Consider the following 15,217-nt stretch of genomic DNA (forward strand, 5'->3'; position numbering starts at 1 on the left):
ACTAAACTCCTTCTATTATTGTAACGTCAAGTATAGATTTATTTTTTTTGACAAACCGAATTACATCGTCGTCTATAGGGTTGTCGGCCTCTATAATCGTATACGCCATTTCACCTTTTTCTTCGCGGTACAAACGCATAAACGCAATATTTATATCGCAACCACTTAGGCAATTTGTAATATGAGCTACAACACCTTTAACATCTTTTTGCTTGATTAAAATCGTGTAATATTCACCGCTAAATTCAATATCAATCCCATTAATATTGACAATTTTTATATTTCCGCCACCAATAGAAGCGCCCATTACGTTTGTGGTAGTCGCATCTTTGTGTGTTACAACAATATTTACAACATTTGGGTGATGGTCGTTATTACCAGCCAATACAAAGTTATATTTTAGATTGGCAGCATGCTCAAAGGCATCTTTAATGCGAGAATCTTCAGCGTGCATACCGAGCATTCCAGCAACCAACGCCCTATCGGTGCCATGCCCTTTATAAGTTTGGGCAAACGATCCATATAATACAAATGCCACATGAGCTATGTTGTTTCCAACGAGTTTTTTAGCAACTAGAGCAATTTTGAGTGCTCCAGCTGTATGTGAACTCGAAGGACCAATCATATTAGGTCCAATTACATCAAATACACTAATTTCTTTCATATATACTCCTGTTTAGTCAAAGTTTATTACAACACCAGCATAAATTTTAAGAGGATCAAATTCAATTAAAATCCCTGCTTCATCTACGCTATAAGCAAATTTATCACCTCTAACCGAAGTTACCGAAGTTGGGGTTCGATAATCAGTCAATCTAATTTTTAATTCTGCAATTTTGGGAGCTCCATCAACGATTGTAGGTGGATTTTTTCGAAGATCATGATTGAATACTATGATCGATGCGGCAACTTTGGTGTCACTCTTTGCCACAACCAATTGCGCGTTTGATGCTCCAAATAATCTGCCATACGGTGTGATGTTTTCTAAAATTATGCCATGAATTAATCTTTTGGTTAGAAAGTCTCCAAACCTAGTGTAATTATTAAAGACAGGTTGAGCCATAAAGAATACGCAGCCTTGCCCATACGTATTTTCGCTAATACCGACATATTCTGTTTGGTTGCCTATAGGTAATGCTCCGTACTGATAGACTGGGCCATGCTCACTAAAGTTGATTAATGTGGTTGCAGTGGTGGCACGCGCCATAGTTACAGGACCATAAACAGCAATATTGGTGAGCCCAACATCTGGCAAGAATCTTGCAATATCACTGCCTTTTGTAGCTAAATAAGATACTGGAGTTTCTAAGATTCCCTCGTTTTGTAGACCAATCAATTCTTCAAAAACTTCGGCATTTGCAGAAGCATCAGAAGCATAAGGTTCTACTGTTTTTGGAATATTTCCAGTAACCAAAATTTTTCCGCCAGCGGCAACGTACTTCTTGATCTCCTCACCTGCAGCTGCGCCTATATAAGCAAGCTCGGGGATAATCAATACTTTATAGTTATTTAAATATTGAGGGAGATCTTCATCGAATAGAACATGAGCTGCTAACCCCGCACTTAAGACGCACTGATACACTCCGGCTATTGTGTCTTGACTAACTTTCCAGCTCTTATTATCTGCGCGAGTATTTTCAGGGCTAGAAAGAATGGCGACATCAGCATAAGAAATAATATCTTTCACTTTCGAATGAATGCTTGCTCCATATTCAAACATCTTGGCAATATTCTTCATGGCTTCGATATCTGGAGTGGCTGTATCGGCATGTACAATATCACCTGCAATTAGCATGCTATTCATGGCGGCACAGACAGCTGCGTCGGTGTATAGCGTTTCGAGAGGCCTAGAATTGAAATGCCCCCATCCTCTCATTCGCTGAATATTCATATCAGAAGTAACGCCCCTAAATGCTGTGTACGCAAGGCTCAACGAAATATTTAGTCCTGAATGATCTGGTTGTGGGTCATAGGTTATGAAATCTTCATGCTGAGGTTTAGGTAAGCTCCATTGAAGGCATCCAACTATGTCGGCACCAACCGTAAGCCGCGAATCTATTTCTTTGAGTGCCAGACTGACATCGTTGATAAATTTCCAAATTATGTCTGTTCGCCATCGATTATTTGCTCTGGTTGCGCTCCCGAAAGGTAGGTTCGATATTTGGGCGAAGGCTTCTTGGCATCTGTCGCAGTAACAAACATCGTTCATCATGCCGTATAACCCGTCAATCCAAATTCCGTTAATATCATAGTTTGTTGCACACTCAATAATCATAGCCAACGTATTATCATAAATAAAATTGCCAGTCGGGCAAGGTGTATAAGTTTTAAGATCTTGCTTTTTGTTGAGATAATAAGTTTTGTCGAGTCTTTGTGCTGCCCAACCAAAATTTTTGTCGCGCTCCATTTGATAAGTAGATATATGGCTTGTAGAAAAATAAGCAGTAACATCAATATTTTCTGCACGAAGAGCCTTTACTATATCTCCAAACAAGTCTCGTTTCATATTTGGATGCGGCACTCCAATTTTAGTAGGAAAGTAAGCAAAACCGTAACCACACCTGGCAAAAACGGTAACTGATTCCGCACCAGATGCTTTGATGGTTGCAACATATTTATCGATATCCAAGCTATTGCCTACTGCCAAAATATTTTCGGGAGTGTGCATATCGAGATGCAATTTTTTTATAATCTGATGATATGTTTTATTCAAAGTTGATTGCTCCTTTTTATTCCAAATTGGTAATAATAACCGCATTATAGCATAATGAAATAGGCAATACAAGTTTCTATGTACAAAAAAAACTCCATCACTATAGTAGTAACAGAGTTTATGCATCAATTAGTACCTATATCTTTTCCGCCATCTTTGGTATATTTCCATTCGATTTTGTCACCTTCAACAGCTTTAATGTTGTTAGGGCTATCTTCTATAACTTTGCCATTTACATTAAACATCCATCCGCTTGTAGTGCCATTCGCACCAGCTTTGATGCCATCAATCGCTGTTACATATAACGCATTATTTTTTCTGTTATACGTATATTCATAATCTAGATTTTTGTCGTCTAAAGCTTTTTGTAATACGGACCAAACAGTCGAATTTGCATCCACTTTTATAGAAGTTGGAGCAATAATGTCTGTTCCGCCAATAGTTGCTCTGCTAACAGATAGAGTAACAGCATCTTTTTCGTCTGGTTGTGCTTGAGAGGTTGTTACTTCGGTTGAGGCAACTGCAACAGCATTAGACTTAAATACTTGCATAGCAGGAACAGCATAAGCCGCATTAATAGCAATCAGTGCTCCTGTAATAATACATACACCAAGTTTTTTACTCATTTGTTCTTTTGCTACAAAGTGTGTAGCTTCTCCTTTTACATATTATTGACATCCTAACAATAGCAAAATCCATTTTTTGTGTCAAGGCTTATGTACTAACAATTATATAAATATGAAAAAACCATCCCTACTTTTCAAACTGAAATAGGCAGGGACAAGAGATTTTTTTTATCTATCTATATATGACAGATTCTAAACCAACTGTATGATCGAATTCTGGCATAGGTTCGCCGTTATATTGAAACTGAACTCCATCGATCCACTCTCCGGGATACGCTCTTTGCAAAAAAGTTTCTTCGAGCGAGCGAACAGTAACCAATCCACCAGCAGAACCTTGGAAATAATTATACCAAGAACCTTTATCACCGTCTTGCAAATTGATTGTCACAATTTTTTTATCATCAACATTTTCAATATTTACTATATCTATTTCTAGGCCATCAAATGCCTGATCTGAAAGTATAGTCGCAAGATTGTTCATAGCAGTAAGAATATCACCAGAATATTCCACTTTGGAACCGTCAATGGGTACATTAATCATATTGTCATAATCTAGTGTATATGCGTATAAGTCTGCTGTTTGAACACTAGGCATAGAGACCCCTTCAATATTTTCTGTTGTGTCAACAGTAGTCGTATCATGCAGACACCCTGTTAATGCAGCGCTAAATGTAAACGCTAGTAATAATTTTGAAATTTTCTTTTCCATAAAATAAACAGTCCTTTCGAGCTAAATTGCTCGTGTATAATTTATAAGCCACTCGGATTCCTCGTCGGTTAAATACTTGGAAATTTTTTCGAGCACTATTTGATGGTAATTATTAAGCCAAGCCTTTTCTTTTGCAGTCAACATATCTATTTGTATAGCATCGATATCTATTGGAGCTAAAGTTAAAGTCTCGAATTTTAAAAATTGACCATATTCATTTTTGACATCTTTTTCTACAACTATTTCGTTTTCGATACGTATACCATGCGAATTTTCTATATATATCCCAGGTTCATTACTGGTAACCATACCCACTTTTAATACGCAGCTATCATTTCGTTCGGGCACTACCTTCCATCTGATGCCATTGGGACCTTCATGTACATTTAGCAGATAGCCGATGCCATGGCCCGTACCAGATCGATAATCGATATCGAGCTCCCATATAGGACCGCGCGCCAAAATATCTAGATTAATACCAGTGGCACCTTCTAAAAATTTTGCCATAGATAAATTAATCATACCTCGTAAGACGGCAGTAAAGTGAGTTTTTTGTATGTCAGTAACTTCGCCCAGTGCAATTGTGCGTGTAATGTCTGTTGTTCCTTCAAAATATTGTCCTCCTGAGTCTATCAAATATAGGCCTTTATTTTCAAGGGGGGTAGGGTTGGATAAATCAGTACTATAGTGCATAAGGGCAGCGTTAGCGCCATAAGCAGAAATAGTTCCAAAACTTTCTTCTATGAAGCCATCTTGTTCAGCACGTAGTTCAAAGATTTTTTTCTGAGCATCAAGTTCTGTAATTTTAGACGTTTTTACAGTTTCTTTGATCCAATACATAAACTTGGCAATGGCAATACCATCTTTAGCATGAGCCCATCGGATATTGTAAAGCTCGGTTTCATTTTTATGAGCTTTGAAATTTGTTGTAGGTGCAGTCATCTCGATCTTGGCAACGGTATCTGGCAAATTGAAATATAACGCATAATTGATTTTCGCACGGTCCAGTAAAACTCTACCAGATAAAGATTTAGCAAAGTCATAAACATCGTCGTAATTTTTGATGATTATGTTATCTTTGGCAAGTACATCTACAATGGCAGCTGAGAGCTTAGCTCTGTCCACAAATAAATAAGCACAATCAAGCGTAACTACAGAATAAGCAAGAATCACTGGAAAATGTGGAATATCATTGCCACGGATATTATATAGCCATGCAACATCATCTAATGTAGTTATAATATGCGCGGCGACATCCTTTTGTGCCATAAAGTCTCTAACACGCACCAATTTGGAAGCTGTAGATTCTCCGGAGTATTTTTCATCCAGCAAAAATGCTGTGCCTGCAGGCAAGCTGGGTCTATCCTCCCAAAATGTAGCTACCAAATCTAGATCATATCGAACAGTAGCATGCTTTTCTTCGACCGCTGTTTTTAATTCGATACCAATTTTGGCTCCAACAACGCGACCGTCAAAAGCTAGTACTTCTCCAGCCTTAATCGTGTTTTTGATATACTTAGATAATACTGGTACATCGGGTTCGCCCATTTTAAATAAAGTGATACCTGTTCCTTCTAATTGAGATTGTGCTTGAATAAAATATCTTCCATCAGTGTATAACACAGCAGAGTCTTGAGTAATAACAAGCTCTCCGGCCGACCCAGTAAAATTTGAAATATACTTTCTAACTTGAAAAAAAGCTCCTACATATTCACTACTATGAAAATCAGAAGAAGGGATATAATACATATCAATACCATTCTGCTTCATAGCTTGTCGTAATTTAGTTAATTTGTCCATATAAGCCTCCATTTATAAAATATTAATAAAATGCAATGTTTTAAAATCTTTATCTATATAAAACTTAGAATATTTTTCTGATACTACGCAAAACTCCCTAATTAAATCTTTAGGCGCATCGAAATAATATAACTCTTTCAAAGGAGCATTTAAAATATAGCGTATAGCGTATATTGTTCCTATGTGAAGCTTTATTTTTTTAGTATCTCTAACACAATTATTACATAATAAGCCTCCATCTTCTATCGAAAAAGCGTAACGGGTATGCTTGTCCAAATAATGCAGATCTGTTTCGCAATTGGTGCAGCTATAAACATTTGGTAAATATCCTAGATATTTCATAGCCCTCATTTCAAACACGAATCGAATTAGTTTAGCTGAAAGTCTATGTTTAGTGAGCTCATGTAAAGTGTATAATGTAAGTGTTAATAAATTTTTATTACTAGAGTTTTCCTGCGTAACTTCATTTAAAAATTCTGCAATAAAGCTAGCATAAGATAGAGTGGTGATATCTTGGCGTAAATTGTGGAATGACTTTATTATTTCTACATTTAACAGTTTGTATGTATCTCTAGTCTTTTTTACGCTAAAATTTCCATAAACAAACAATTGAGTGCCAGAAGCTAAACCACGGTTATAATGTTTAGCACCTTTGGCCGAAACATCAATTTTTCCAAATTTATCACCAAAAAGGGCGATATACTTATCACCCTCTCCAACAGTAAACTCCTTAATTACAAGTGCTTTCATACTTAAAATCATTTAGTCACCATCTTCTTCATCCTCATCTTTTTTATTTTCACTATTTTCATGTTCTTTGTAGGCTAAGTAATTCTCAATACTTCCAGTGTCTGTAAAATCTTTCCAATAGTCTGCCATAAGAATACTCCTCCTTCATAACCATAAAATATTACACTGCGTTAAGATAGGATGCACAATTTTATATTATAAAATACAGGAACTTTTTGGGAATCATTCCAGTAAATTCTCTTTACTATACCCGTAATTTTTTAGTAAAAACTCACTATCGCGCCAATTTTTCTTGACTTTAACCCAAAGGCTTAAAAAAATCTTTGAACCCAATAAACGTTCAATATCGCGTCTAGCATGAGTTCCGATACTTTTTATCATTTGACCATTTTTACCAATAATAATTTTTTTATGAGCATCACGTTCGCAGATTATAGTGGCTTCTATATCTACCATATCACTTTTATCACGCTTGCGCATTGAGCTAATTTCTATGGCAATGCCGTGAGGTATTTCTTTGTCTAAAAGATGCAAAGCTTTTTCGCGAATTAATTCTGCCACAAGCTGTCTTTCTGGTTCATCTGTAATCATATCTTCTGGAAAAAACTTTGGTCCAGCTGGAAGATATTTTGAAATGCAGTGGATAAGCGCATCTACGTTGGTTCCTTCGTAAGCAGAAATCGGAATCACTTCTGCAAAATCCATAGAATCTTTGTAGCATTCAATGCTATCTATTACTTCTTGCGGATCTTTTCCGTCTATTTTATTGATGCATAAAAATACAGCAGAATTGACAGACTTCAGTTTTGAAATGATTTCTTCATCTAATTTTCCGATTCGCGTATCTGTTTCTATTAAAAATAAAATGATATCAACTTCATTTAGTGTAGTGTGGGCAGCTTTAACCATAAACTTTCCGAGCTCTGTGTTTGGCGTATGGATTCCTGGTGTATCTATAAAGACGGCCTGAAAATCGTTTGTGGTAAGAATAGTACGCACCTGGTGTCTAGTAGTTTGAGGCTTGTTAGACATGATAGCAATCTTTTCACCCACTAATCTGTTCATAAGTGTTGATTTACCAACATTGGCGCGCCCTATTATGGAAATAAATCCCGATTTAAACTCTTTTTTCATTTTTTTCTCCTATTATCTAGTAATTTTAAGTGTTTCTAAAACACAATCTTGCTTAGCAAACATGATTATTTCATCGTCTTCTGTCATATGATCATAGCCCAATAGATGAAAGCAACTATGAGCAATTAAAAAGCAAATTTCTCTTGCCAAAGAATGATTATAAGCTACAGCTTGCTCCTTTGCAATATCTAAGCATATGATAATATCGCCAAGAATTACTACGTCTGCAGAATCTACAAACTCTGATTGCGCTTCAAATTGAGGAAAAGATAGAACATCAGTGTCTCTATCTATTTCTCGAAAATCACGGTTAATAGTTTTTATAGTTTCTTTATCAACTATACTAAGACTGATTTCGATATCATTTGATATATTTTCTAATTTTAAACATTCTTCTATAACTTCTATAATCTTTTGCTCGAGCTTTGGCTCAAGAACAAATAAACCTTCTTGGTCATCTATATCAATGTGCATTTACTTTTTTTCCTTCTTTTCTGGGTATTCTATTCTTTCGTGATACATAGCGTTTAAAGTTCTGGTGAAGCTTTGTATAATCTTTTCTATATCTGATAAAAATAAATTACATTCACTAAGCTCTCCTATATCAAGTTGCTGTTTAACCATTTTGCGAACAAGATCTTCTATAGTAAAATCTGGACCCAATTTATTTTGCATAGAGCGAGTCGTAGCTTCTATAATATCTGCTAGCATTACAAGAGCCGCTTCCTTAGTTTGTGGTCTTGGACCTGGATATGTGAAATCTTCTTCCTTGATGTTTTCTGTACCAGTATTCTGAGCTTTTATATAGAAGTATTGCATAACGCTACATCCGTGATGCTGTAAAATCATATCTTTTACACATTCTGGTAAATTGTATTTAGCAGCAATTTCAACGCCCGTTGTTACATGTGAAATAATGATGTTGGCGCTAGATCGAGGATCGAGTGAATCATGTGGGTTTCTGGATCCTTGATTTTCTTTAAAATAATTACCACAAGTGAGCTTACCAATATCGTGATAATAGCCACCAACGCGAGCTAGTAAGGCATTGGCTCCAATTTCATCAGCCGCTGTTTCGGCTAAATTGCCAACCAATAAACTATGATGATATGTTCCTGTGGCTTCTAATAGTAGTCGCTTTAAAATTGGTTGATTTGGATTTGTAAGTTCTAGTAATTGAAACCGAGTTACAAAATGAAATGCGCTTTCCCATAGAGGTAAGCTTCCACCCACTAAAATTACAGAAAAGACTCCAATACCAACAGCGATTAGCATATTGTAAGCTAAATTGATGGTAAGCGGCATATCAATTAGTAATACCATCGCAATATACACGCTACCATATATAATTCCCAAAAAGCCTGCAACTTTGATCATATCTTTTCGTTCAATCATTTTTACAATAATAAAGACACTCATAATCCCTGTAATAAATTGATACAAGATGGTAGTCATGTCAGCTTTATACATAAGAGAATAGACTACTAAAATTACAAAATGAAATACACAAGCAATTTCTTTATTTAGAAGTAAAGCAATTATCATAGCTCCTATAGCAAGAGGGAATTGAATAAATTGTAGCCCTAGCATAAGTCTTGCCACTATTAGCATCATAATATACAATACAAATAATAAATTTTGTCCTTCTGGAGTTAAAAACGATTTAAAAGCCGTCACTCGCAAAAATGATATAACAAACACATAAAGAATGAGTATCATAATAAAAACGCCAATATATGGAACAAAATTATCAATATTATTGGTGCCTATAATACCACTGTCAATTAGTAATTGATAGGATTCTTCTGTTATTTTACTTCCTTTTCCAATAATTTTTTCGCCTTCTTCGACCATAACTGCAGGGACACTAGATCTTTTAATATGGCGAGCCTCTTCGGTGGCGTCTTTATCTAAAACTAAATTTGTTACAAGTTGATTATCTATTATATTGTTAACTAAAGTTTGATAAACTGGCGATATACCAAATTCTAATATCATAGAGTTTATATCAAGCTTTTCGAGATCTTCTGCAGAAACGCCCTTATTATTATATATCTGTTTAAACAGAGCCAGTATTCGCTCTTCTATTTGAGCTAACGTTTCAGGCGGAATATTCAATAGCATTTCATACTGACTATTAACAAGTGATAAATGAGATTTTTGTTGTAATATTTGTGAGTAGTTTATATTTGTGGCAATATAATTTATTCTAAGTTGTTTTTGAACAGAATCAGGAATCTCTAAAGGAGGGTATTGCATCATAGCAATAATCTCCTCTGTATAATTAAATAATGATTCTGTATCTGATAGTATATTTTGTAAAACTTGTTCATCGATCATATATATATCATCTACTGAATTTGCTGCCAATTGTTTATTATGTTCCGTTAATTTTGTATTTTCGAATTTAAACGGAGCAAAAAAATCCGTAGGTACAACACTACCTATCTGGAATTCTGATTTTCTATCGAATAAATTTCCAGTCACTACTGCTAAAAACGTGAACGCCATACTCAGCCAAATAAATATTGCCCTGGTATTTGATTCCTTTTTCATTTGAACACCCCAAACTTAATGCTATTTTTTTGGACCATTGAGATAAAGTTCATATGCGTCAACAATTTTTTGTACTATAGGGTGTCTAATTACATCATTTCTATCTAAATGACACATCCCAATACCGCTAACATTGCTAAGAACTTTATAAGCTTCAAACAATCCGCTATGTTGATTACTAGGCAAATCGATTTGAGTCATATCCCCAGTAACAACGGTTTTTGAATTAAATCCTAATCTTGTTAAAAACATTTTCATCTGTTGAGGAGTTGTATTTTGAGCTTCGTCTAAAACGATAAAAGCATTATTTAGTGTACGTCCTCTCATATATGCAAGAGGAGCAACTTCTATAAGTCCCTTTTCCATATTTTTATCAAAATTTTCTGGTCCCATAATTTCAAATAATGCGTCATAAAGAGGTCTTAAATAGGGATCAACCTTGCTTTGCAAATCTCCAGGTAAAAATCCAAGTTTTTCACCCGCTTCTATAGCAGGTCGTGTTAGGATGATTTTACTAACTTCGCCACGTTTAAAACTATCGACTGCCATCGCCATCGCAAGATAAGTTTTGCCTGTTCCGGCAGGACCCATTCCAAATACGACCATGTTTTTTTTGATAAGTTCTACATATTTTTGTTGACCACTTGTTTTTGCTTTGATTGGCTTTCCTTGATAAGTAAGAGTTACCACGTTTTGATTCACATGTGTTAAATCTTCTTGACGATTTTTTGTAATGGCTCCCAAAGTGTAATCAACTAGCTGCTCATCAATTTGATCACCTTGTTCTGCAAAGTGTATAAGTTCTTTTATAACATTACTTGCGAGTTTAACGTTTGTTGTTTCGCCTAAAATTTTAATACTTTCACCGCGCATTACAAATGTAACATCTAGTTCTTTCTCTATTTTTACGATGTTACCATCCATATTTCCGAAAATTACAGATACATGATTGGTTGGTATATTAATTTTCTTCTCAATTCCTGCCATATTCACTGCTCCTATTCTACGTTAACTTAATTGAGGTGATGCGAGACTCATTTGGGGCTCGCTATTTATTGGTTGCTCTATGCTGATATCTTCTTCTACTATAGCATTTAATACACCATATACAACACCATCTACTGTGCTATAAGACATTTCTTTGGCTATTATTTTACCAGTTTGACCGATTTTTTTCAACAAATTATCATTTAACGCTCCTTCTAGTTTATCAATAATTTCTGTTTCTGTCCTGGTAGTTATTTGTTTTGTATACGGAACTTGATCTGTACGTATCCAATAAAACGGAAGAGGAAACATACTGGTAAGTTTTAATTGATTTATTGTAACTAATGTATCTATATTTTCAGTGAACTCGTCTTTAGTACCTAAATTAAATTGAGTATCAAAAAGTTTTATACTATAGGTTGTCTTATAATCTGCTAAATATACTTTTTGATCTTTATCTAGTGGCAAAGAGGCTTCTAATGTGTATGGCGTTCTTGCCACTATGGCGGCATCTGCATTTACATAATAAGCGTCTATTACCAAGTCGCTTTCTAACGTAACTACTCCAGTAACCAATATATCACCCTTTTTAACGGTATCTCCTTTTTTTACAAGAGGAGTTCCCGAATTTGTGGCAATATATGTAATAATTCCATCTCTGGTTGCAACGATATTGGTAGGCTCAGTTTCGTTATGTATTATGGGTTTTGGCACAGCTTCCGTAATTTGAACATTAAGTTTTGTGCCTTGAAAACTAATTCCAGTCCATAATATTTCATTATGTTGATTAATTAAGTATTGTTCTGCTTCTCTAAGATTTAACTTACTTTTTAAAACTCCGGTAGTATAACCGCCTTCTCTTAATGTTTGGATGATATCAGTTTCCTCGAGAATATCATTTCCTTCAATTTCTACAAGCCACACAAAAGAAGTTAAAAACCAAAAGAAAGCTACAAATGCAACGCCCCCTATTATAAACACACTTCTTTTTCTATATTTAAAATTAATAAATGGTAGACCACATTTTTCTAAGATTGAAATTCGGCATTTAGCACGAAATACAATGGCTTTTAACTCTTTAAATCCATCCATAGAAGTTTTTAAAACAACTTTATTACCATCAGACTGAGCGTCCCAAAAATAAATGCCTTGATTTAGTGCTCCATTTAGTAGTTTTTCGATCCGTTCTCCACTGATTTCTACTATAACGTATCCTTTTAAATAATTCCATAAGTATACAAACATCTTTTATCTTCCTCCTTGTTTTGGGGAGTGTTAATTTAAATTTACTCCAGATATTTTACCTCGTATTACTATTTCTTCTTTGGTCATACTTTTGGCTAACAAATTTTTTCCTATGATAGAAATAACACCAATCTTGGTTTTAAGTCTAATAATCTCTTGGTTATATTCTATTATACTAGAAAAATTTTCAACTCGTAGGTTATCTTCACCAATGATAGTTATTAGGGGGAGTCCAATTATTGATTCTTCTACTCCATCGATTGATGATATAAAGTTTTTAAACGTTTTGGTTAGTTCTTTTATTGTTAACCGTTGGCTCATAACTTTCCCCTTTCAATACATATTATGCTATATTTAGGACAAGTATTCAAATTAAAATTTATTCCCTTAACTAATTAATACTTATTCCTAAAAATCCAAACATATACTAAAAAATACTTTGGAATGCATAAATAGCACCCCAAAATCGAATTTATTTATGATTTTTGATCTCTTTTTGAATCTTCTTTAACGCTTTTTTAGAACCTCGTGCGATATCTCGTTCTTGCTTACGAATTTTGAAGTCTACAAATAAACTATCTATGTCATAGCCGTCTGGATACAATTTATCTGCTGCGACAATAAGTTTAATTCGTTTGTCATATTCTTTGATAATTTCACCATTATCTTCTATAAAGACCGCAACATTTCTTTCCTTATCTTGTCCTTGATAAACAATACCTTCTATATTTTTATCGAGAAGCAATACTTTGTCTCCCTTTTGGAACTCGACGGTTGTGTATTCAATTTCTATCTTCTTGACTTTGCGTTCTATTTTTTCGAAATTGTAGTTTTTATCTTTAATGTATCCTGCAGCTCTTTCGATAACATGATTTGGTACACCCATTTTTTGGGAAATATATAGCGCATTACTTTTTCCGGATTTTCCTATTACTAATTTATATAATGGCTCAAGAGTTTCTTCGTTGAATTCCATTTTAGCAGTATTAAAATCGGGGTGAGATTTGCTATAATTTTTAATTTCGCCATAATGAGTAGTGACAATAATAGTAGTTTGCTTTTTATACAACTCTTCCAAGATGGCAATGGCAAGTGCCGCTCCTTCGTTTGGATCTGTTCCACTGCCTAATTCGTCTAATAATACTAGTGTTTGTTTATCGGCTTGCTTTATGATTGTCGCAAGGTTTTTTATATGCGACGAAAATGTACTTAATGAATTTTCAAGGCTCTGATTATCTCCAATGTCTACAAAAATTTTTGAATAGATAGCAATATGACTATTGTCTTTGGCAGGAATAAATAATCCAAGTTGAGTCATGATTGTCAATAGGCCAACCGTCTTAAGCACTACAGTTTTTCCGCCAGCATTTGGTCCCGTTATTGCTAATGCGCTGTAGGTATCTCCGATTTCTAGATCAAGCGGTATAACATTTCCTTCTAATAGCGGATGTTTTCCTGCAATAATTTTTGTATATCCATCAACGTTGATTTTCGGCATTGCTGCATCTATGGCTATAGCGTACTTACCCTTAGCAAAAATTAAATCATATTCTGCAATGACTTCGACATTAAGTTTAATTTCTTGTAATTTAGAATTAACAATCTCTGTCAGCATTGCTAGTATTTTATATTCTTCTAATTCTTCTTCAGCTTTTAGTGAAATTAGAGCAGAAGTGTGTTTCTGAATAATTTGAGGTTCTATAAAAATAGTATTTCCTTTATTGGATTTATCTATTTGTGTACCAGTTACCTGATTTTTATACGCTGCTTTTACTTGAATAGTAAAACGATCTTGGCGTTTTGTAATAATAGTACTTTCTAAATATTTTTTATTTATAGTTATAAATTTTTGTAATTTTTCTTCTATTTTGCTTTGTTCGATATCTATATGGCGACGTATACGTTTAAGTTCTTTCGACGCATTGATATCAACTCTACCTTTTGTAATACTTTGATTTATATCGTCTTCAATATTTTTCAAGGCAGTAAGAGATTTGGAATAACTCGCTAAAATAGGTGTGTATGCTTCTTTATCTGCAAAAAAGTTTATCACCTTTCGAACTCCATATAAAAAGTCACTTATTTGAACAAGGTTTGAACAATCTAAAACTATTCCTTTTTCTACTTGTTCTATAATATTTTGAATATTTCCAACACCCTGTAGTGGAATAGTATTTGCAAGCAAACTGATTGCTTCTTTTGTTTCGTCTAAGCGCTTTTGCACCACTTTAATATATGGACTCGGCGACAGTGTGTCGATTAACATCTTGCCTAAAGAACTTGTTGCATAAGTTTTTAAATGTTCTATCAACCTATCATATTCTAATTTATTTTTTATATTCTCATTCATAACTGCTCCTATTGTAAAAAAAAATAAGTCCCACACCAAAAACATGAGGGACCTATTCTTAAACTAAAATTGTCTATTTTTTTTGCGTGCTGCTTCTGATTTCTTTTTGCGTTTCACACTAGGTTTTTCATAATGTTCTCTTTTGCGAATTTCTTGCATTATTCCAGCTTTTGCACAGTTTCTTTTGAAACGACGAAGAGCGCTATCTAAAGATTCATTTTCGCGAACAGTAACCTCTGACATATATTTTCACTCCCCTCCGGTTGCGGCATTGTGCTTTTAGCATATCTTACGGAGAATTTTTTTAAAGCACTATACAGCATTATACGTGAAAAACCGGATTTAGT

Annotated in this window: 15 protein-coding genes; all 15 read right to left on the reverse strand. The window is 34.6% G+C overall.

Features of this window, described 5'->3' with window-relative positions:
• Window position 1 precedes the first annotated feature (1 nt).
• The gene (gene sdaAB / locus PCY70_RS00760) at window positions 2-664 is read right to left on the reverse strand and encodes an L-serine ammonia-lyase, iron-sulfur-dependent subunit beta (RefSeq protein ID WP_305768067.1); all 663 of its coding nucleotides are present in this window, start codon (window positions 662-664) and stop codon (window positions 2-4) included.
• A 12-nt stretch (window positions 665-676) separates the two neighbouring features.
• Window positions 677-2,713, reverse strand: a complete 2,037-nt coding sequence (locus tag PCY70_RS00765) for an alpha-amylase family protein (protein WP_305768068.1) — start codon at window positions 2,711-2,713, stop codon at window positions 677-679.
• A gap of 125 nt (window positions 2,714-2,838) precedes the next feature.
• On the reverse strand, window positions 2,839-3,339 hold the full coding sequence (locus PCY70_RS00770; protein WP_010168515.1) for a DUF4430 domain-containing protein: 501 nt from the start codon (window positions 3,337-3,339) through the stop codon (window positions 2,839-2,841).
• Between the two features lie 172 nt (window positions 3,340-3,511).
• A complete protein-coding gene (locus PCY70_RS00775; protein ID WP_305768069.1) occupies window positions 3,512-4,048 on the reverse strand; it encodes a hypothetical protein in 537 nt (178 codons plus the stop codon).
• A 21-nt stretch (window positions 4,049-4,069) separates the two neighbouring features.
• Window positions 4,070-5,848 (reverse strand): aminopeptidase P family protein, encoded by a 1,779-nt coding sequence (locus PCY70_RS00780; protein ID WP_305768070.1) that lies wholly within the window; start codon window positions 5,846-5,848, stop codon window positions 4,070-4,072.
• Window positions 5,849-5,860: 12 nt separating this feature from the next.
• Complete coding sequence (gene recO / locus PCY70_RS00785) at window positions 5,861-6,610, reverse strand: DNA repair protein RecO (RefSeq protein ID WP_010168519.1); 750 nt, start codon at window positions 6,608-6,610, stop codon at window positions 5,861-5,863.
• Window positions 6,611-6,727: a YqzL family protein gene (locus tag PCY70_RS00790; RefSeq protein WP_010168520.1), complete on the reverse strand. Its 117-nt coding sequence runs from the start codon at window positions 6,725-6,727 to the stop codon at window positions 6,611-6,613.
• A 93-nt stretch (window positions 6,728-6,820) separates the two neighbouring features.
• Window positions 6,821-7,732, reverse strand: a complete 912-nt coding sequence (gene era / locus PCY70_RS00795) for a GTPase Era (protein WP_010168521.1) — start codon at window positions 7,730-7,732, stop codon at window positions 6,821-6,823.
• A 12-nt stretch (window positions 7,733-7,744) separates the two neighbouring features.
• Entirely contained in the window at window positions 7,745-8,206 is a 462-nt protein-coding gene (gene ybeY, locus PCY70_RS00800) for an rRNA maturation RNase YbeY (RefSeq protein ID WP_305768071.1), read from the reverse strand.
• The gene (locus PCY70_RS00805; RefSeq protein WP_305768072.1) at window positions 8,207-10,288 is read right to left on the reverse strand and encodes an HD family phosphohydrolase; all 2,082 of its coding nucleotides are present in this window, start codon (window positions 10,286-10,288) and stop codon (window positions 8,207-8,209) included.
• A gap of 21 nt (window positions 10,289-10,309) precedes the next feature.
• Window positions 10,310-11,275 (reverse strand): PhoH family protein, encoded by a 966-nt coding sequence (locus PCY70_RS00810; RefSeq protein ID WP_010168524.1) that lies wholly within the window; start codon window positions 11,273-11,275, stop codon window positions 10,310-10,312.
• Window positions 11,276-11,296: 21 nt separating this feature from the next.
• Window positions 11,297-12,520 (reverse strand): sporulation protein YqfD, encoded by a 1,224-nt coding sequence (yqfD, locus tag PCY70_RS00815; protein WP_305768073.1) that lies wholly within the window; start codon window positions 12,518-12,520, stop codon window positions 11,297-11,299.
• A gap of 30 nt (window positions 12,521-12,550) precedes the next feature.
• Window positions 12,551-12,841, reverse strand: a complete 291-nt coding sequence (locus tag PCY70_RS00820) for a YabP/YqfC family sporulation protein (protein WP_010168526.1) — start codon at window positions 12,839-12,841, stop codon at window positions 12,551-12,553.
• A 151-nt stretch (window positions 12,842-12,992) separates the two neighbouring features.
• Window positions 12,993-14,870: an endonuclease MutS2 gene (locus PCY70_RS00825; RefSeq protein WP_305768074.1), complete on the reverse strand. Its 1,878-nt coding sequence runs from the start codon at window positions 14,868-14,870 to the stop codon at window positions 12,993-12,995.
• 63 nt (window positions 14,871-14,933) lie between these two features.
• Window positions 14,934-15,113, reverse strand: coding sequence for a 30S ribosomal protein S21 (rpsU, locus tag PCY70_RS00830; RefSeq protein WP_010168528.1), 180 nt, complete (start codon window positions 15,111-15,113; stop codon window positions 14,934-14,936).
• Between the last annotated feature and the right edge of the window lie 104 nt (window positions 15,114-15,217).

This window comes from Candidatus Epulonipiscium viviparus, from assembly GCF_030708075.1.
GTDB classification, from domain to species: domain Bacteria; phylum Bacillota; class Clostridia; order Lachnospirales; family Cellulosilyticaceae; genus Epulonipiscioides; species Epulonipiscioides viviparus.